Origin of the sequence: Paenibacillus phocaeensis (genome assembly GCF_900021165.1) — a bacterium.
In the GTDB taxonomy this organism is placed as follows: domain Bacteria; phylum Bacillota; class Bacilli; order Paenibacillales; family Paenibacillaceae; genus Fontibacillus; species Fontibacillus phocaensis.
The window spans coordinates 75,484-95,806 of sequence record NZ_FCOQ01000012.1 but is presented as its reverse complement, the minus strand read 5'-3'; the positions used below and the strand labels follow the sequence as shown (position 1 = coordinate 95,806).

Sequence of the window (20,323 nt, the reverse complement as noted above, 5' to 3'; positions counted from 1 at the left end):
GGCCACCAGTTTCAAAGGAAAGATCTATGAATATTATATTTTTCTCCAAAAAACCCCATATTTATCGATGGTTTCCAACGGAGAGGTGATCCCTCTGGCGTTCCTGAAGTCTGTCACTGCCTTTTTGCAATTTGGTAAACCATAATCATCAATAATTATAAATCCTCCAGAGGTAACTTTATCATAAAGATTGATCAAACCATCCATGGTAGAACTATACATGTCACCATCCAAACGAGCTATGGCTATTTGTTTGATGGGTGCAGTCGGCAAAGTATCTTTAAACCACCCTTTTAAAAATAAAACTTGGTCATCTAGCAGGTCATACTTCGCGAAGTTCTCTTTAACTTCCTCCAGGGAAACCTTCAAGAAATCAAATGTATGATGAATGTCCCCCGCATCTTGAGGGAATCTGTCGAGTTCTGGTTTGGGCAAACCTTCAAACGAGTCAGCTACCCATACATTGCGATCGTGAATTTCATTGGCTTTTAGAAACCCTCTCATGAAGATGCAAGAGCCGCCACGCCATACGCCGGTCTCAATAAAATCACCTTCAATAGACTCATTAACTACTGTTTCCATACATTCATGTAAATTATTAAGACGTAGCCTTCCGATCATACTGTGGGCAAGTAGAGGCCAATCAAGTCCTTCTCGTCTTTTTTCCTTGTTAGGAGCAATCCTCTGTAGGATTTCCAAATTAAGTTTTGCTAGTTCGTTAATAAGCTCTTCGGGGATTCTAATATTTGATGGGACTGGTCCGTATTCCAGATCTTCTAGCCAGATTTCACCCAAAATTGTTTTCTTTAACATTTCTAGATAGAGGTTTCTTGCAGGGTTGTTATGGGTAATCATTAGAATTTTCCTTTCGTAGTAGAATTTTTATAAACGAAATTTGTCACCTTTTTCTTCATTACTAATATCGGAAGGTTCAAGATGAATTATAATATTATTTTTCTTAGAGATAAGATTATTCGGTATTTTGATGGTTGTCGGTTTCACATTCTCCCTTCCCGGTTAATAAGGTTTAACAGTAGCCAGTCTCATACAACGGTCTCTGACTAAAATCCGACAAAACTTTACAAATTCCTTACAATAAAACCTTTTCCTTGGTAATTGACACTGGATAAGTTCGGGTGGTATAGTCAGAAATGTGGGGCTTGGTTACAAGGATCACACTCTTATTTGATAATGAAGGGAATGTTAGTGCATGCAAGGTAAAGTAAAATGGTTCAACGCAGAAAAAGGCTACGGTTTCATCGAAACTGAAGAAGGCGGCGACGTATTTGTACACTTCTCCGCAATTCAAGCCGAAGGCTTCAAGACGCTGGAAGAAGGCCAATCCGTCGAGTTCGAAATCGTTGAAGGCGCTCGTGGTCCACAAGCCGCTAACGTAATCAAACTGTAATCATCCCGGCAGAGCCGACCTACATATGAACGGTACGATGGTTAACAATTAAAGATTCGCTAGCACTCCCCGGGGGAACCCGGGGTTTTCTTATGTACTCATTTCACAAACCATCGAGGTGACCTCCATGCATAACCTTAGACCCTGGCTGCGCTGGTTGCCGGCGATCGCGATGATGGCGATCCTGTTTGGGTTCTCTTCGCAGTCTTATCAGGAGCAGTCTTTGGTACCGGAGATCGAAAAGAATACCTCCGACCATACGATCGCCGACTGGTTCGGCGGGATCCGGTTCAGCTACGGCGGGCATGAGATCAGCGTGGCCAGCGTGGGCGGGGCGAGCTTTATCGAGTTCTTCATCCGCAAGGCAGCGCACTTCGGAAGTTATGCCTTGCTGGCGGCTTTCCTGGTATACGCTTTAGGTGGACGTGTGCGCTCCACCCGCCGGCGTCTCCTCTACGCGATCCTGATCGCGTTCCTTTATGCTTGCACGGACGAGCTGCACCAGAGCCTCACCCCGGGGCGGACGGCCTTGGTGCAGGATGTGGTGCTCGATACAGTTGGGGCTGCCTGCGGCGCGGCGTTCACGATGTTATTGAATCGCTGGCGGGGATCCGGGAGGCAGCGCCGCGCCTGACAGCACGGTGGATATGCGAATTCCACCCCTTGGATGAACGGTTCGGGGGCGCTTTACTCCCCTTTAACATTTTTTACTTTGCCTTTACGCCATGATATAATGAAGGTGCAAAGCAAAGGAGGAGTGCCCTATGAATTTTAGTATTCGAGGACAGCAGATTGAAGTGACTGAGGCCTTGCGTGACTACGTAGACAAGAAGCTCAGCCGGCTTGACAAGTACTTTGATGCACCCCCCACCTCTGACGGTACTGTCACATTAAGTGTGGTACGAGGTTTGCACGCGGTCGAGGTAACGATTCCTCTGACTGGCGTTGTGCTTCGCGCGGAAGACCGCAGCGACGACATGTACGCATCGATTGATGCGGTTGTGGACAAGCTCGAACGTCAAATCCGCAAGCACAAGACGAAAATCAACCGTAAGCTGCGCCAGAAGGGCGTGAAGAACAGCCTCTTTGTAGAGGGCGCGACCGCAGGCTCCGTGGCGCTGGATGAAAGCGACGATGAGCTGGAAGTGGTCCGTACGAAACGCTTCACCTTGAAGCCGATGGACGTAGAGGAAGCGATTTTGCAAATGAATATGGTAGGACACAACTTCTTCGTTTTCTCGAACATCGACACCAAAGAAGTCAACGTTGTCTACAAGCGCAATGATGGCAAATACGGTTTGATCGAGCAGGATTAGCTCCCAGCGGGTCGTAGATTGATGACGATCGGTTGAACCAGGTGGTAATTCCTGTGATCCGAACGCAAAGGAAACGAGCCTTATCCGCCCGCGGATAGGGCTCTTTATTCGTATAGAAGGGCGCTTTACCGCAGTGCAGACGTGACGGAGCGTGTTGCGGCGTGCCTTACAAACTGTTACAATTTAGGCAAATCATCTGTTTATGCGTGAAAGGGGTAAATCATGCTGGGAATAGTAAAGAAGATTTTTGGCGACACGAACGAACGTGATGTCAAACGTCTGATGAAGACGGTAGATCATATTAATTCATTGGAGCCGCAATTTGAGGCACTTTCGGACGAGCAGTTGCAGGCGAAAACCGCCGAGTTCCGGGAACGGATCGAGAAAGGCGAAACGCTGGATGACCTGCTGCCGGAAGCTTTTGCCACGGTACGGGAAGCCTCCAAGCGCACGCTGGGCATGCGTCACTTCGATGTGCAGTTGGTCGGCGGTATGGCGCTTCACGAAGGCCGAATCGCGGAGATGAAAACCGGTGAAGGGAAAACGCTGGTCGGAACCCTGCCGGTTTATTTGAATGCGCTCCTGGGGAAAGGCGTGCACGTCGTTACCGTCAACGACTACTTGGCACAACGCGATAGCCAGCAGATGGGGCAGATTTACAACTTCCTCGGCATGACCGTTGGGGTGAACCTGAACGGCATGGAGCATAATCAGAAACAAGAAGCGTACGCTTGCGACATCACGTACGGAACGAACAACGAATTCGGGTTTGACTACCTGCGCGATAACATGGTGCTTTATAAAGAACAGATGGTTCAGCGACCGCTGTATTTCTGTATTATTGACGAAGTGGACTCCATTCTTATTGATGAAGCGCGGACACCGCTCATTATTTCCGGCCAGGCGCAGAAATCGACCGAGCTGTATTATGCAGCAGACCGGTTCGTGAAGACGTTGACGCCGGAAGAGGACTATACCGTAGATATTAAAGTGAAGGCCGTTTCGCTGACCGAGAAAGGGGTCGCCAAAGCGGAGCGCGTCTTCGGCATTGATAACTTGTACGATCATAAACACGTAACATTGAACCACCACGTGGTGCAGGCGCTGAAAGCCAATGTCATCATGCGCCGCGACGTTGACTACGTCGTAACTGAAGATGAAGTGCTGATCGTCGACGAATTTACCGGCCGGATCATGCAGGGCCGCCGTTACAGCGACGGTCTGCATCAGGCGATCGAAGCCAAAGAAGGCATCGAGGTTCAGAACGAGAGCATGACGCTGGCGACGATCACCTTCCAGAACTACTTCCGGATGTACCGCAAGCTGGCCGGGATGACCGGTACGGCAAAGACGGAGGAAGAGGAATTCAAGAAAATTTACGGCCTTGAAGTGCTGCAAGTGCCAACCAACCGTCCGAACCAACGCGTCGATATGCCGGACGTCGTGTATAAGAGCGTCGACGGCAAGTTCAAGGCGGTTGTAGAGGAAATCGTTGAACGCTATAAGAAAAATCAACCGGTGCTTGTCGGTACGATCTCCATCGAGAACTCGGAACGCGTATCGGAAATGCTGAAGCGCAAAGGCGTCCCGCATAAGGTGCTGAACGCGAAGTATCATGCGGAGGAAGCAGAAATCATCTCCCGCGCCGGGGAACCGGGTTCGGTAACGATTGCCACCAACATGGCGGGTCGTGGTACCGACATTTTGCTCGGCGGAGGCGTGGCCGATTTAGGCGGCCTGCATATCATAGGTACCGAGCGCCACGAATCGCGCCGGATTGATAACCAGTTGCGCGGCCGTGCCGGCCGTCAGGGCGACCCGGGTTCTACGCAGTTCTACCTGTCGCTGGGCGACGAATTGATGAAGCGGTTTGGCGCGGATAACGTGCTGAACATGATGGACCGCCTTGGCTTTGAGGAAGACCAGCCGATCGAGAGCAAGATGATCACCCGGGCCATCGAATCGGCACAGAAACGCGTTGAAGGCAACAACTTCGACGTGCGTAAAGTCGTCTTGCAATATGACGACGTGATGAACCAACAGCGCGAGATCATTTACAAACAGCGCCGCGAGCTGCTGGAATCGGAGAATATCAAGCAGATCATTCTCGATATGATCAAGCCGGTCATTGAGCGGGTTGTTGAAGCCCATACCGCTGACGAGCTGCCGGAGAACTGGGAGCTGCAAGAGGTGGCGGATTACGTCAACAGCAAGCTGTTGGACGAAGGTGCCGTATCGAAAGACGACCTGTGGGGCAAAGAGCCGAACGAGATGGTCGAGTACATTTTTGAACGCGTGCTGACCAAATACGATACGCGGGAAGAAGCGATCGGTCCGGAAATGGTCCGTGAGTTCGAGAAGGTCATCGCCCTTCGCGCCGTAGACAGCAAGTGGATGGACCATATCGACGCCATGGATCAGCTGCGTCAAGGGATTCACCTCCGGGCTTACGGCGGTACCGATCCGCTGCGCGAGTATCAATTTGAAGGTTACGAGATGTTCAACGCGATGATCGCCAGCATTCAGGAAGAAGTCGCGACCTACATCATGAAGGCGCAAGTCGAAACGAACCAGGAGCGCCAAGCGGTGGTGGACGAGGATAAAATCTCCACCAGCGGCGAGCCGGCGGAGAAACGCCCGGTGAAACGCGGCGATACCGTTGGACGCAACGACCTGTGTCCGTGCGGCAGCGGGAAGAAGTATAAACACTGCCACGGCCAAAACGCTTAACAAGGTCATCTTTTGATTGCGAAGTAAAGCCTGAAGTCAGCAGATACAGCGGGTGGCCTGGGAATCCCCGGGTTGCCCGTTTTTGCCCGTTAGGGCAGCGAATCCGAACAAAGAAAGGTGATCCCACGTATGATCGATCCGAACGTGAAACAGGACATGCGCGAAATCGCGAAGAAATTAACCAACCTTAGGGGGTCTCTTTGACTTAGATCTGAAGCAAGAGATGATCGCCAACTATGAGGAGAAAATGGCAGCGCCGGACTTCTGGGACGACAATGAGAAAGCCCAGGGGCTCATCGCCGAGATGAATGCGGTGAAATCCTCCGTGGACCAGTACACGGCGCTGCAGAACGAATATGACGAGCTGGAAATGATGGCCGAGCTCGCCGAAGAAGAAGGCGACGAATCGCTGGTCAGTGAGATCGCGGATGCGGTCGCGGCGCTTGTGAAGAAGCTGGAGGAGTTCGAGCTTCAGCTGCTGCTCAACCAGCCGTACGACAAAATGAACGCGATTCTCGAGCTGCATCCCGGCGCGGGCGGCACGGAGTCCCAGGACTGGGGCCAAATGCTGCTGCGGATGTACACCCGCTGGGCGGAGAAACGCGGCTTCAAGGTCGAGACGCTGGACTATCTGCCGGGCGACGAAGCCGGGATCAAGAGCGTGACGCTGCTGATCAAGGGCTACAACGCTTACGGCTACCTGAAGGCGGAGAAGGGCGTGCACCGGCTGGTGCGCATCTCGCCGTTTGATGCTTCCGGACGCCGGCACACGTCTTTTGTCTCCTGTGACGTTGTGCCCGAGATCAGCGATGACGTGGAGGTTGAAATCCGTACCGAGGATTTGAAAATCGATACGTATCGCGCGAGCGGCGCTGGCGGCCAGCACATCAATACGACCGACTCGGCCGTGCGGATCACTCACATCCCGACGGGGATTGTCGTGACGTGCCAGAACGAACGCTCGCAGATCAAGAACCGCGAACGGGCGATGACGATGCTCCGCTCCAAGCTGTACGAACGCAAGATCGAGGAGCAGCAGCGCGAGCTCGACGAAATTCGCGGCGAGCAGTCGGACATCGCCTGGGGCAGCCAGATCCGCTCGTACGTGTTCCACCCGTACAGCATGGTCAAGGATCACCGGACTTCCGTGGAGACAGGGAATGTCGGCGCGGTGATGGACGGGGATCTGGACGCTTTTATCGACGGGTATCTGCGCAGCCAGATTAAGACGGAGAGCTGATCGGCGGGGAGCGCACGGCGCACCACCCCACCGGAGCTTTAGGGATACGACCCACCTTGGCCACGCTTGGAACGGGTGGGTTTTTCTTTTTTTACATACTGAAATGCAAGTAAGGAGGGGCGGATATGCCGCCGAAAGTTCGCAAACGCCGGTTTCAAGACTATATCCCGGTCACCGGACCGGTTCGCCACACGTTAGATACGGTGATGATTATCGTAGGCTCGCTGATCACCGCTCTGGCGTTCAACCTGTTTCTGGTGCCGAGCAATATCGCTTCGGGCGGGGTATCGGGGATCTCAATCATCGTTCAGTACCTGATTGGAATTGAACCGGCTTATACGCAGTGGGCGCTGAACATTCCTCTGTTTGTCGCAGGCTATCTGCTGCTCGGGCGCGATTACTCCATCCGTTCCTTGCTGGGTACCGTGGTGCTGCCGCTTTTTGTCTTTCTGACGCGGGAGCTTCCCGTGCCAACGACGGATCCGCTACTGGCTTCTTTATATGGAGGCATCGGCGTGGGGCTTGGGCTGGGGATCGTGTTCCGGGGCCGAGGGTCAACCGGCGGGTTATCTACCTTGGCGCAAATCATCCAGAAATACAGCGGCCTCAGCCTCTCCGTCTGCGTGGTGATGATGGACGGGATCGTGATCGCGTTGGCGGGATTCCTGCTGTCCCCGGAAAAAGCGCTGTACGCCCTGATCGGCCTGTACATCACGGGCAAGATCATCGATGCCATCGAGATGGGCTTCAATTACACGAAGGTCGCTTACATCATTGCCGAGCGGACGGAGGAGATTTCGCAGGCGGTGCTTACCCACCTGGACCGTGGGCTGACCAAGCTGGACGGCCGCGGCGGCTATACCGGCGATGCGCGGACCGTGCTGATGGTCGTCGTAGGGCAAAGCGAAACCACGCGGCTCAAAACGCTGGTGCAAACGATCGAGCCAAACGCTTTTGTGATCATCACGAATGCCCATGAAGTGCTGGGGGAAGGGTTTAAAAGAACATAGGGTTTTGCGGTGAAATCCATAAGTGGGGAAGGAGATGGCTCTCCTAACCCTGCTTATGGATTTTTTTATTTTCGGAGTGACAATTTACACAGACAACACTTTTAAGGAAAATATTAGTTATTCAATCCTTTTCTAGGATTTAATGTTTGGACAAGAAACGTCACGAGTGATAGCCTTAAACTTATCAGGCCTGATAGCAATTATTTCTCATAGGAGGAATTATATTGAAACGACTGATCGGCATCATTTTACTGATCGTTGGAATTATAGGCGGTTCAATTACATATCCTGCAGCTACCCATGCGGCATCCCAGTTTACGGGTGGCTTATTGGACGGAATTCCCGTACAGGTTGGCACCTCGGTGGGGCAACCGAAGTCTACGGTTACAGAGATGACGGATGGCAATGTGTCGACGAGAGGGCTCCTTAATTCTCCGAGTGAAATGGTGTGGCATACCTTTGCTTCACCCGTAGAAATCTCATCGATTGTTGTAAAAAGTAGCGGGACATCAATTATTGAATTCTATGATACGAACAACAATTTACTGCTAAAGTATAAGGCGCTAAGCAATGATGGAATCCAGACCCTTCCAACAACTATTAAGGATGTTGCAACCGTCGTCTTAAAGACGGAGTCAAGTTACATGTATGTTTATGAGTGGAATGTATTTGCCACTCCTTCAGCACCGCCAACATCAACAACGATCACCTGGATTCAAGGTGGAGATCAAGTTGTGAAGTTTGATTGGACAAATACGGGGGCGGCATCGTATAACGTCAAACGATCGACGTCTTCGCTAGGCCCCTATGCAACAATCGCAAATGTAAAGGGCACTTCTTATATTGATAAAGCTGTAACAAACGGGACGACCTACTATTACGTGGTCAGTGCGGTAAATGAAGCCGGAGAAAGCGTAAATTCGCCAGAAAAGAGCATGAAACCTCAAGCTACAAAATATACCGGCGGTTTATTGGACGGACTTCCGTTAAAGATCGGAACCTCTATTACAAATCCGACAAAGACGGTTCTGGAGATGACTGACAATAACGAAGCAACGAGAGGGGCCCTCAACTCTCCTGGTGAAATGGCATGGTACACGTTTGCTTCACCAGCCGAAATCTCTTCAATTGTAGTCAAGAGTAACGGAATTTCTATCATTGAGTTTTATGATACGAACAGCAATTTATTACTAAAGTATAAGGCACTAAGCAATGATGGAATCCAGACTCTTCCAACAACTATTAAAGATGTTGCAACTGTCGTCTTAAAGACGGAGTCAAGTTACATGTATGTTTATGAGTGGAATGTANCGAGTGATAGCCTTAAACTTATCAGGCCTGATAGCAATTATTTCTCATAGGAGGAATTATATTGAAACGACTGATCGGCATCATTTTACTGATCGTTGGAATTATAGGCGGTTCAATTACATATCCTGCAGCTACCCATGCGGCATCCCAGTTTACGGGTGGCTTATTGGACGGAATTCCCGTACAGGTTGGCACCTCGGTGGGGCAACCGAAGTCTACGGTTACAGAGATGACGGATGGCAATGTGTCGACGAGAGGGCTCCTTAATTCTCCGAGTGAAATGGTGTGGCATACCTTTGCTTCACCCGTAGAAATCTCATCGATTGTTGTAAAAAGTAGCGGGACATCAATTATTGAATTCTATGATACGAACAACAATTTACTGCTAAAGTATAAGGCGCTAAGCAATGATGGAATCCAGACCCTTCCAACAACTATTAAGGATGTTGCAACCGTCGTCTTAAAGACGGAGTCAAGTTACATGTATGTTTATGAGTGGAATGTGTTTGCCACTCCTTCAGCACCGCCAACATCAACAACGATCACCTGGATTCAAGGTGGAGATCAAGTTGTGAAGTTTGATTGGACAAATACGGGGGCGGCATCGTATAACGTCAAACGATCGACGTCTTCGCTAGGCCCCTATGCAACAATCGCAAATGTAAAGGGCACTTCTTATATTGATAAAGCTGTAACAAACGGGACGACCTACTATTACGTGGTCAGTGCGGTAAATGAAGCCGGAGAAAGCGCAAATTCGCCAGAAAAGAGCATGAAACCTCAAGCTACAAAATATACCGGCGGTTTACTGGACGGACTTCCGTTAAAGATCGGAGCCTCTATTACAAATCCGACAAAGACGGTTCTGGAACTGACTGACAATAACGAAGCAACAAGAGGGGCCCTCAACTCTTCTGGTGAAATGGCGTGGTACACATTTGCTTCGCCGGTCGAAGTGTCCGCTATCATTTTGAAAAGCAACGGGGCTGCATTCGTTGAACTTTATGATGCTAGCAATAACTTGCTGCTGAAGTATGATGTTCCAAACAATGGGGAACTGAAAAATCTCCCTACCCCCGTTAAAGATGTTACGACCGTTGTTTTAAAAACAACGGCGAGTTACATGTACGTCTACGAATGGAACGTCTTCGGCAAAGGCGGGGAGATCCCTGTGGACACTCCGATGAATTTGACGGCGTCGGCGGGGAACCAGAAGGTCGTTCTGAATTGGACAAGCACGGGCGCCAATGGGACAAGTGTTAATGTGAAACGGTCTCTGGTGGCAGGGGGACCTTATACGACGATTGCTACGGTAACAGGTACTACGTACACTTACACCGATACGAACGTGTTGAACGGCACGACTTATTATTATGTCGTCTCTGCAGTTGGAGCGGCGGGGGAAAGCGCGAATTCGAACGAGGCATTGGCTACACCTAAAGCCGATGTGGTCAATCCGCCGGATCCGGACCCGGGCAACAACCAGCCTGGAGAGAGAGCACTGCTTCGGATTACTTTAAACAATGGCATTGAAAAAGAGTACGATTTGTCCATGGCAGAAGTCAACGCCTTTATTAATTGGTATGAGGGGCGGGCCAACGGAACCGGGACCGTGATGTATGCGATTGATAAACACGCGAACAATAAAGGTCCGTTTAAAAATCGTAAAGACTATGTCTTCTACGATAAAATTATTACTTTTGAAGTGAATGGATACGACAGCGGCACGAGTGCACCAGAGGATCCTGAGGAAGTGCCTAACTCCTATCCGGGAGAATATTAAAAATCATCAAAAAGCACGGGCTGAAGTGAATTCTTCAGCCCGTGCTTTTGCTATTGATGACAAATGCGCTCAATTCAAACCGTCGTAGATGGATTGCTCGGATTTCCTAGGAAACCGCTCGCCCCGCTCCCAGACCAACTCGAACGACTCGAACTGGTGGCCGGGCGGCACCTTCGGTCCCAGAACGCCGAACACCCGCTCCACGCTCCAAATTTGCGATTCATGGGCGGCCAATGCCTGACGTTTGGCTTCCCAGCGATCGCCGGCTTCCACATGCAGTACACTGGAATGATCCGAAGCATACGATCCGAATTGATTATAATACAACTTCTGTACGGAAGGCGCTTGGCCGCCAAACACCACCTCGTTCACGGCATGATGGATGGTAATATGATCGGCATGACCAGATAAGCCGTCCTCCGGGAACGTGACTACCACTTCAGCTTGATGGCGCCGCAGAAAGTCGGCGATTTTCTCCCGCAGCCGGGCCGGGTCCGCCTCCTTCAGCTTGCCGTCCGGCAATCTCAGCTGCTCCACGACAGAGATGCCCAGAATCTCGGCGGCTTGGTCCAACTCTTTGTCTCTGCGGGCAGCCAACTGCTCGCGCGTCATCTCCCCTAAATGTCCGGTTTTGCCCGCGTCGCCCCGGGTGGCCGTCAACAGGACGGCGTGGCCCCCTTCATCGGCGATTTGCCGGATGAGATAAGAACAGCCAAACGTCTCATCATCGGGATGAGCATATACGAATGCGATGGTTCTGCCTGTCGTCATGTTGCTTCTCCTCCTTCATCTGCGGTCTATAGGGACTCCTTCTTACTATACTTGATCCAGGCCCTGCATTAAAAGCGGCGCAGAGGAGGGCTGACACGGAAGGGAAATTTTTTTGCGAGAGTTGTTGTATTTATATAAGTCCAGCCGTATAATAATACATATTTACAACGGAATAATGCATATTGCTGATTTCATAGGTTTATACATCGGGAGAGGAAAGCGAGGTTAGCATCGTGAATGGGGATCAAGTAAAAGTTGCCATTGTCGGTTCCACGGGGTATGGGGGCGTGGAGCTGATTCGTTTTTTATGGGGACATCCGCAGGCCGAGATCGTATCGGTCATTTCCGTCTCCAGCGCGGGAGAGCCCTTGACGGATGGATTCCCGCATTTGTCGGAGATTATGGTTCAACCGCTGGAAGGCTTGAATCCGGAGGAGCTTGCGGCGAAGGTTGACGTTGTGTTTACCGCGACACCGTCTGGGGTCAGCACCAAGTTGGTCCCGCAGCTGCTTGAGGTTGGGCTGAAGGTGATTGACTTGTCCGGCGATTTTCGGCTCAAGGACGGCAGTGAATATGAAGCTTGGTATAAACATGAAGCTCCGGCAGCCGGATGGCTGGAGCGAGCCGTGTACGGTTTGGCCGAAATTTACGGCGACGAGGTGAAGGGCAAGGAGCTCATCTCCAATCCGGGCTGTTATCCGACCGCTACCCTGCTCGGCCTGATCCCGGCGCTGAGCGCAGGCTGGATTGATCCGGCCAGCATCATCATCGATGCCAAGTCGGGCGTGTCCGGCGCGGGCCGGGGAATGAACCTGACGAGCCATTATGCGGAAATCAATGAAAATCTGAAAGTGTATAAAGTCAACAAGCATCAGCATATCCCCGAGATCGAGCAGACCTTGGGGCAAATCGCCGGGGAACCGGTAACGGTGACGTTCACAACGCACCTCGTGCCGATGACACGAGGGATTATGTGCACGATGTACGCCCAGCTTAAGGGGGCATACACCGAGGAAGATTTGATTCAATTGTATCGTCAATATTACGAAGGGCGTCCGTTCGTCCGGATTCGGGATAAGGGCAAATGGCCGGCGACCAAGGAAGTGTTCGGCTCCAACTACTGCGATATCGGCTTTGCGGCGGATGCGCGGACGGGACGGCTGACGATTGTAGCGGTGATCGACAATTTGGTCAAAGGGGCTGCCGGGCAGGCCATCCAGAACCTGAACCTGATGATGGGCTGGGAGGAAACGACCGGCTTGAAGCTGACGCCGATTTATCCCTAGGTTTTATCACTTATACAACAGGCTTGTGAAAGGAGCACGTCATGGGAGTGGTTAGTTTATTTCGTACAGCGCCGGAGGGGGGGATTACCTCTCCGAAGGGTTTTTGGGCCGGCGGCTTGCATTGCGGTCTGAAGAAGACGACGCGCAATGATCTCGGCGCGATCCTCTGCGAGGTTCCGGCGGTGGCCGCGGCCGTATACACGACGAACGTATTTCAAGCTGCGCCGCTGAAAGTGACGCGCGAGAGCGTCGCGTCCAGCGGGCGGCGGCTGCGGGCCGTCGTCGTGAACAGCGGCAACGCCAACGCGTGCACCGGCGCGCAGGGCGAAGCCGACGCGTACGCGATGCGCGCCGCGGCGGCCGCGGCATTTGGGCTCGGCGAAGACGAAGTCGCCGTAGCCTCGACCGGCGTCATCGGCGAGCTGCTGCCGATGGATCGCGTCCACGCCGGCATCGCCGGATTGCCGGCGGCGCTGGCGGCGAACGGCGAGGGGGCCGAGCAGTTCTGCCAGGCGATCCTGACCACGGACCTCGTGAAGAAAGAGGTGTGCGTGAAGCTTGAAGTGGACGGCCGCGAGGTAACGATCGCCGGGGCCGCTAAGGGTTCGGGGATGATTCACCCGAACATGGCCACGATGCTGGCGTTCGTCACGACCGACGCCGCCATCGAGCCGCAGGCGCTGCAAAGCCTGCTCGGGCTAACGACCGACGTGACGTTTAACATGATTACCGTCGACGGCGATACGAGCACGAACGATATGCTGCTGGCGATGGCCAGCGGGCTGGCCGGCAACCGGGAGCTGTCGGCCGGGCATGCCGACTGGGATGCGTTCGCTGCGGCGTTCCGTCACGTGTGCGAGACGCTGGCCCAAGCGATCGCCCGGGACGGCGAAGGGGCAACGCGCCTCGTGGAAGTGACGGTTCGCGGCGCCGTGACCGACAACTCGGCTCGCGCTATAGCCAAGACGATCGTTGGCTCGAGCCTCGTGAAGTCGGCGGTGTTTGGCGCTGACGCCAACTGGGGCCGCATCATCGCCGCGGTCGGCCGTGCCGGCGAGCCGGTCAATCCGGAGACGGTGGATATCAAGCTGGGCGACATCGCCGTGCTGACGGGCTCGCGTCCGATTCCTTTCGACGAGGAAGAAGCGCTCGCTTACCTGAAAGGCGACACGGTGACGATCTCCGTCGACTTGCATAACGGTAGTGGCGAAGCGACCGCATGGGGCTGCGATTTGACTTATGACTATGTACGGATCAATGCGGCTTATCGAACCTGAGCGGCAATGGCGGGTCCTGAATTCATAACCTAAATCATTAACCAGATGAGATCACCTCCGGAAAGGAGACAACAAGCAATGTTTGTGATGAAATGTGGCGGCAGCACGCTCGCGGAGCTGCCGAATTCTTTTTTTGCCGACTTGGTGCAACTGCAGAAAGACGGAATGAAGCCGGTGATCGTCCATGGCGGCGGACCGGCGATTTCGGAGAACCTGGGCAAGCTGGGGATCGAGAGCAAGTTTGTCGGCGGGTTGCGGTATACGACCGAGGAAGTGCTGGATGTCGTAGAAATGGTGCTGGCGGGCAGCATCAACAAAATGATCGTGCGCCGCATTGCCCAAAGCGGCGGGAAAGCGATAGGCCTATCCGGCGTGGACGGAAGTCTGCTGCAGGCGAAGCCGGTCGTCAACAGCCAAGAGGTGGGGCTGGTTGGCGACGTGACGGACGTCAACGCGGATTTGATCCGCGGGGTGCTGGATCTCGGCTACATCCCGGTCATCGCCCCCGTCGGCATCGACGCGGATGGCGGACAACGCTACAACATTAACGCGGATACGGCTGCGGGAGCTGTCGCTTCCGCGCTGGGCGTGTCGCGGATGATCGTTGTCACGGACGTGCCGGGAATTCTGAAAATGACCGGGACCGAAAAAAAAGTGCTTGATTCCATCACCGTACAGCAAATCGAGGACATGATCTCGACCGGAGAAATCTACGGCGGCATGATCCCGAAGGTTCGCGCGGCAGTGGCCTGTATCAGCGGCAGCGTGAAGGAAGCGGTCATTGTGGGCGGCAGTGAGTCGGGTGTGCTGGGCAAGGTGTTGTCCGGCGAACGTATCGGGACCCGAATCGTGCGCATGGCGTAGCGAATCGATGAGGACAAGGTTATATTAATAATGAAGAAGATGGGAGTGGAAAAAACGATGGCGCAAAGTGATCTGAGAGAAGCAACAACGGTTCCGGCAACCGGAGCCGACAGCGCGGCAGCCGCGGCGGAAGGGAGCAGCCCCAGCGCATTGTTCCCCAGCTATGCCCGGTACCCGATTCATCTGGTCAAAGGGAAGGGCAGCTGGTTATGGGATGACAAGGGCAACCGCTATCTCGATTTCATGAGCGGCCTGGCGGTCGCCAACCTGGGTCATGCTCCGGAGAAGGTCGCGGCCAAGGTGAAGGCGCAACTGGATGAGTTATGGCATGTGAGCAACCTGTTCCACATTCCGCAGCAGGAGACGGCAGCGCGGAAGTTGACGGAGATCAGCTGCGCGGACGTCGTTTTCTTCTGCAACAGCGGCGCCGAAGCGAATGAAGCGGCGATCAAGCTGGCGCGGCGCTACCATCAGAAGGTCAAAGGGAGCAACCGCTATGAGATTATTACTTTCGAGCAGTCCTTTCACGGCCGGACGCTGGCCACGCTGACCGCCACCGGTCAGCAGAAGGTGAAGGACGGCTATCTGCCGCTCCCCGAGGGCTTCAAGACCGTGCCTCTGCATGATATTCCCGCGCTGAAAGCGGCGATCGGCCCCCAAACGGCGGCGGTCATGCTGGAGATGGTGCAGGCCGAAGGCGGCGTCTATCCGGTTGAGCCGGCATTCGTACAGGAGTTGGCCGAGCTGTGCAAGGCGCAAGGGCTGCTGCTGATCATCGACGAGGTGCAGACCGGCATGGGGCGTACGGGCGCCTGGTTTGCGCACCAGCATTACGGCATCGAGCCGGATATTTTCACCTCGGCCAAAGGGATTGCCAGCGGCTTGCCGGCCGGGGCAATGCTGGCCAAAGAGTACTTGCGCGAAGCCTTTCCTCCGGGTAGCCACGCTTCGACGTTTGGCGGCAACCCGATCGTCACCTCGGCCATCCTTGCAACGCTGGAGACGATGCAGGAGGAACGCATTCCGGAGCATGTCGCGGAGATGGGCGATTACCTGACGGGTCTCCTGAAGGAGACGTTTAAGGATCAGCCTTTCGTTCAAGAAGTACGCGGCAAAGGCCTGCTCATCGGCATTGGGTGCGCGGGACCGGTGGGCGACATCGTCCTGCTCGGTCAGAAACACGGCCTGCTGTTCGTCACTGCCGGCCCGGATGTGATCCGCTTGCTGCCGAACCTCAAGGTGTCGAAGGAGGAGATCGACCAGGCCGTAGCGATTTTGGCCGAAGTCATCGCCGCCCATTTATCCAAGGAGGGAAACTGAACCCATGACATTACTGGAACCATCGAAACGCAGCAGCATGAACTTAAGCGGCCGCGATTTTATTGAACTGACCGATTACACGACCGAAGAGATCCACTATTTGATCGACTTGGCCATTGAGCTGAAGCGCAAGCAGAAGAACGGCGAGGAGTACCAGCCGCTGAAGGGAAAAACCGTTGGACTCATTTTCGAAAAATCGTCGACGCGGACGCGGGTATCTTTTGAGGTGGGGACGTATCAACTCGGGGGGCACGCTCTGTTTCTCAGCAAAAACGATATCCAGCTCGGACGCGGCGAAATGATTGCCGATACGGCGGGGGTGATGTCGCGTTATCTGGACGGCATCATGATCCGGACCTTCGGACACGATAAAGTGGTTGATCTGGCGCGTTATGCGACGGTGCCGGTCATTAACGGGCTTAGCGACTTGGCCCATCCGTGCCAGGTGCTGGCTGACTACCAGACCCTTTACGAGTATAAGGGCACACTGCAAGGCCTCAAGCTGGCTTACATCGGCGACGGCAACAACATGGCGCATTCGCTGATGATCGGCGGGGCGAAGCTGGGCGTACATGTATCGGTTGCCAGCCCGGAAGGATATGAACCGGATCCGCAAATCGTGGCGGATGCGCAGGAAATCGCCAAGGCGACGGGGGCGGTTATTGAGGTGGTTCGCGATCCGAAAGCGGCGGTTCAGGACGCTGACGCGATTTACACCGACGTCTGGGCGAGCATGGGCTTCGAGGACGAGCAGAAGGCGCGCGAAGCGGCTTTCCGCGACTACCAGGTTAACGAGCCGCTGGCGCGGCACGCGAAGCCGGATTACGTCTTTATGCACTGCCTGCCGGCCCACCGGGGCGAGGAAGTGAGCGAAGGTGTGATCGACGGCGAGCATTCGATTATTTTTGACCAGGCAGAGAACCGGCTGCACGCGCAAAAAGCGCTGATGGCTGCTTTGATGGGATAAATATCTGGGGAGGACTAGGAAACATGGCAAAGGAAAAAATCGTACTGGCGTACTCCGGGGGCCTGGATACGTCCGTCATCCTGAAGTGGTTGAAAGAGACTTATGATGCGGAAATCATCGCGTTTACGGCTGACATCGGCCAAAAGGAGGAGCTGGACGGGCTCGAAGCGAAGGCGCTCGCGACCGGGGCTTCCAAAGTTTACATCGACGACCTGCGCGATGAATTCGCCAAGGATTTCATCTACCCGATGTTCCAGTCGGGAGCATTGTATGAGGGGCAATATCTGCTGGGCACCAGCATCGCCCGCCCGCTGATCGCGAAGCGGATGGTGGAGATCGCCCGCGCGGAAGGCGCCACGGCCATCGCCCACGGCGCGACCGGCAAAGGCAACGACCAGGTGCGCTTCGAGCTGGCAGCAGCCGCTTTGGCGCCGGAGATCCGCGTGATCGCCCCTTGGCGGCTCAGCGAGTTCCGCGACCGCTTCCCGGGACGGGCGGAGATGATCGCGTACGCGGAAGCGAACGGCATTCCGGTCACGGCTTCGGCGGCGAAGCCGTATTCGATGGACCGCAACCTGCTGCATATCAGCTATGAAAGCGGCGTGCTGGAGGATCCGTGGTTCGATGCGTCCGCGCCGGAGAACAAGGACATGTTCCTGCTCAGCGCTTCGCCGGAGGATGCGCCGAATCAGCCGGAATACCTGGAGCTGGAGTTCGAGCAGGGCAACTGCGTGGCGCTCAACGGTGAACGGTTGAACCCGCTTGCGGTGATGGAGAAGCTCAACGAGCTGGGCGGCAAGCACGGCATCGGCCGCGTCGACATGGTGGAGAACCGCTTCGTCGGCATGAAGAGCCGCGGGGTATATGAGACGCCGGGCGGGACGATCCTGTTCACGGCTCATCGCAAAATGGAGTCGCTGACGATGGACCGCGAGGTCATGAACCTGCGCGACAGCTTGATCACCCGCTACAGCACGCTCGTGTACAACGGCTTCTGGTTTGCGCCGGAACGCCTCGCGCTGCAGGCGCTGGTGACGGAGAGCCAGAAGAACGTGACCGGCACGGTGCGCGTGAAGCTGTATAAAGGCAACATCATCGCCGCCGGCGTGAAGAGCCCGGTCAGCTTGTACAACCCGGACATCGCCACGATGGAGGCCGATCCGACGCAGGCGTACGACCAAGGCGATGCGACGGGCTTCATCCATCTGAACGCGCTGCGGTTGAAGGTTGGCACAGGGGTAGCGCAGAACAACGGCAAGTAAAGTGATTTTCAAATCTATTCGAAAAATCGAATCGATTTCGCCGATTCCGGCGTTTGGATCGCAATGGGTATGAAATTTCGTATATACTGTTGCATTTGGCGGGCGTGAGGCGGGAATCTGTATGATTTTTCGAATAGAATCCGCCATTTTGCAGGTTTGCGATGAAATGTACTCGAAAAATCGAATACCTTTCATCGGCAGGGGCGGGTTACGGGATAACCAATCCGCAAGTTTCGAGTTAAGGAGTGGGTCAGGTGAGCAAGCTGTGGGGTGGACGCTTTACGAAGCAGACCAACCGTTTAGTTGAGGAGTATACCGCCTCCATCGGGTTTGACAAAGCGTTGGCGGAGGAGGATGTGCAAGGGAGTCTCGCGCATGTGACCATGCTGGGGAAATGCGGGATTTTGCCGGAAGAAGACGTCGAGAAGATCAAGGAAGGCCTGCATCAGGTCCTGCTCAAAATCCGCCGCGGCGAGCTGGAATATTCCGTGTCGGACGAAGACATCCATATGAACATCGAGAAGCAGCTGATCGACGAGGTGGGCTCCGTGGGCGGGAAGCTGCACACCGGACGCAGCCGCAACGATCAGGTGGCCACGGACATGCACCTGTATCTGCGCAAGCGGGTGGTGGAATTCGTTGGCCTGCTGCAGGAGCTGCAGGAGGCGCTGCTGGGACAAGCCAAAGCCAATCTCGATACGATTGTGCCGGGGTACACCCATCTGCAGCGGGCGCAGCCGATCCTGTTCGCCCATCATCTGCTGGCGTACGTGTCCATGTTCCAGCGCGACATCGAACGCTTGCAGGACAGCTACAAGCGGATTAATGTGCTGCCGCTGGGCGCGGGGGCGTTGGCCGGGACGACGTTCCCGATCGATCGCCATTTTGTAGCCGAGCAGCTGCATTTTGACGGCGTGTATGAGAACAGTCTGGATGCGGTCAGCGACCGCGACTTTATCGTCGAATTTCTGGCCGACGCCTCCATCCTGATGATGCATCTCTCGCGCCTCAGCGAGGAACTGGTCCTGTGGAGCAGCACGGAGTTTCGCTTCATCGAGCTGGACGATGCGTTCTGCACCGGCAGCAGCATTATGCCGCAGAAGAAAAACCCCGACGTGCCGGAGCTGGTTCGCGGCAAGACAGGCCGAGTGTACGGCAATTTGATGGGCCTTCTGACTGTGCTCAAGTCGCTGCCGCTGGCGTACAACAAAGACATGCAGGAAGACAAGGAAGGCATGTTCGATACGGTAGCCACGCTCCAGGGAGCGCTGCAGCTGTTCGCGCCGATGATCGCCACGATGAAGGTGAACAAGGAGCGGATGCGCGAGGCCGTCAACCAGGACTTCTCCAACGCGACCGACATCGCCGATTTCCTGGCGAATAAAGGGCTGCCGTTCCGTCAGGCGCACGAGGTCATCGGCAAAACCGTGCTGTACTGCATCCAGAACGGCAAATATTTGCTGGACCTGACGCTGGAGGAGTTCAAGCAGTTTTCGCCGCTGTTCGACGACAGCATTTATAAAGTGCTGCAGCCGGAAAGCGTCGTGAACGCTCGCAACGTGTACGGCGGAACGGCAACCGCGCAGGTGACGGCAGCGATCGAACGCGCGGAGAGCAAGCTGGAAGCGGGCCGCGAGTGGACGCAAGCGTACGCGGAAAAAAGCAAATAAGCCAGCCCCTGTCAGGGAGCGGGTGCCTATTGATAAATTACAGCCTTCGTCGCAGGACGAACGGCTGTATTTTTTCTGTAGAAGTTACAATTTCATAATATTTTCAGA

General features: G+C 54.3%; 16 protein-coding genes. 14 read left to right on the top strand and 2 right to left on the bottom strand.

The window, feature by feature from the left end:
* Positions 1–33 precede the first annotated feature (33 nt).
* Positions 34–855 (bottom strand): TylF/MycF family methyltransferase, encoded by an 822-nt coding sequence (locus BN3795_RS05970; protein ID WP_068783795.1) that lies wholly within the window; start codon positions 853–855, stop codon positions 34–36.
* Positions 856–1,210: 355 nt separating this feature from the next.
* On the opposite strand from BN3795_RS05970, the gene BN3795_RS05965 reads away from it, so the two are divergent.
* The 7 genes from BN3795_RS05965 (at position 1,211) to BN3795_RS05930 (ending at position 10,798) form a co-directional block, all read left to right on the top strand.
* The gene (locus tag BN3795_RS05965; protein ID WP_009225364.1) at positions 1,211–1,408 is read left to right on the top strand and encodes a cold-shock protein; all 198 of its coding nucleotides are present in this window, start codon (positions 1,211–1,213) and stop codon (positions 1,406–1,408) included.
* Between the two features lie 127 nt (positions 1,409–1,535).
* Positions 1,536–2,042 (top strand): VanZ family protein, encoded by a 507-nt coding sequence (locus BN3795_RS05960; protein ID WP_068783794.1) that lies wholly within the window; start codon positions 1,536–1,538, stop codon positions 2,040–2,042.
* Between the two features lie 130 nt (positions 2,043–2,172).
* Positions 2,173–2,724: a ribosome hibernation-promoting factor, HPF/YfiA family gene (gene hpf, locus BN3795_RS05955; RefSeq protein ID WP_068783793.1), complete on the top strand. Its 552-nt coding sequence runs from the start codon at positions 2,173–2,175 to the stop codon at positions 2,722–2,724.
* A gap of 222 nt (positions 2,725–2,946) precedes the next feature.
* Positions 2,947–5,454 carry a preprotein translocase subunit SecA gene (gene secA / locus BN3795_RS05950; protein ID WP_068783792.1) on the top strand — a complete coding sequence of 836 codons (2,508 nt, stop codon included), beginning with the start codon at positions 2,947–2,949 and terminating at the stop codon, positions 5,452–5,454.
* A gap of 129 nt (positions 5,455–5,583) precedes the next feature.
* A protein-coding gene (prfB, locus tag BN3795_RS05945) for a peptide chain release factor 2 (protein WP_110945040.1) occupies positions 5,584–6,694 on the top strand; the annotation gives its coding sequence in 2 pieces (ribosomal slippage) (positions 5,584–5,655 and positions 5,657–6,694; 1,110 coding nt in all).
* A gap of 125 nt (positions 6,695–6,819) precedes the next feature.
* A complete protein-coding gene (locus tag BN3795_RS05940; RefSeq protein WP_068783791.1) occupies positions 6,820–7,704 on the top strand; it encodes a YitT family protein in 885 nt (294 codons plus the stop codon).
* A 1,372-nt stretch (positions 7,705–9,076) separates the two neighbouring features.
* Positions 9,077–10,798 (top strand): fibronectin type III domain-containing protein, encoded by a 1,722-nt coding sequence (locus BN3795_RS05930; protein ID WP_068783789.1) that lies wholly within the window; start codon positions 9,077–9,079, stop codon positions 10,796–10,798.
* A gap of 69 nt (positions 10,799–10,867) precedes the next feature.
* On the opposite strand, the gene BN3795_RS05925 is transcribed toward BN3795_RS05930, so the two are convergent.
* On the bottom strand, positions 10,868–11,569 hold the full coding sequence (locus tag BN3795_RS05925) for a PIG-L deacetylase family protein (RefSeq protein ID WP_068783788.1): 702 nt from the start codon (positions 11,567–11,569) through the stop codon (positions 10,868–10,870).
* Between the two features lie 230 nt (positions 11,570–11,799).
* Between BN3795_RS05925 and argC the strand changes: the two genes are divergently transcribed.
* From argC to argH, 7 genes are all read left to right on the top strand, one after another.
* Positions 11,800–12,855, top strand: a complete 1,056-nt coding sequence (gene argC / locus BN3795_RS05920; protein ID WP_068783787.1) for an N-acetyl-gamma-glutamyl-phosphate reductase — start codon at positions 11,800–11,802, stop codon at positions 12,853–12,855.
* Between the two features lie 41 nt (positions 12,856–12,896).
* On the top strand, positions 12,897–14,132 hold the full coding sequence (argJ, locus tag BN3795_RS05915; RefSeq protein ID WP_068783786.1) for a bifunctional glutamate N-acetyltransferase/amino-acid acetyltransferase ArgJ: 1,236 nt from the start codon (positions 12,897–12,899) through the stop codon (positions 14,130–14,132).
* Positions 14,133–14,210: 78 nt separating this feature from the next.
* The gene (gene argB, locus BN3795_RS05910; RefSeq protein WP_232729855.1) at positions 14,211–14,996 is read left to right on the top strand and encodes an acetylglutamate kinase; all 786 of its coding nucleotides are present in this window, start codon (positions 14,211–14,213) and stop codon (positions 14,994–14,996) included.
* 57 nt (positions 14,997–15,053) lie between these two features.
* The gene (locus BN3795_RS05905) at positions 15,054–16,316 is read left to right on the top strand and encodes an acetylornithine transaminase (RefSeq protein ID WP_068784051.1); all 1,263 of its coding nucleotides are present in this window, start codon (positions 15,054–15,056) and stop codon (positions 16,314–16,316) included.
* 4 nt (positions 16,317–16,320) lie between these two features.
* Positions 16,321–17,283, top strand: coding sequence for an ornithine carbamoyltransferase (gene argF / locus BN3795_RS05900; protein WP_068783784.1), 963 nt, complete (start codon positions 16,321–16,323; stop codon positions 17,281–17,283).
* A gap of 23 nt (positions 17,284–17,306) precedes the next feature.
* The gene (locus BN3795_RS05895; protein WP_068783783.1) at positions 17,307–18,545 is read left to right on the top strand and encodes an argininosuccinate synthase; all 1,239 of its coding nucleotides are present in this window, start codon (positions 17,307–17,309) and stop codon (positions 18,543–18,545) included.
* Positions 18,546–18,799: 254 nt separating this feature from the next.
* Positions 18,800–20,215, top strand: a complete 1,416-nt coding sequence (argH, locus tag BN3795_RS05890) for an argininosuccinate lyase (RefSeq protein WP_068783782.1) — start codon at positions 18,800–18,802, stop codon at positions 20,213–20,215.
* Positions 20,216–20,323: the final 108 nt, after the last annotated feature.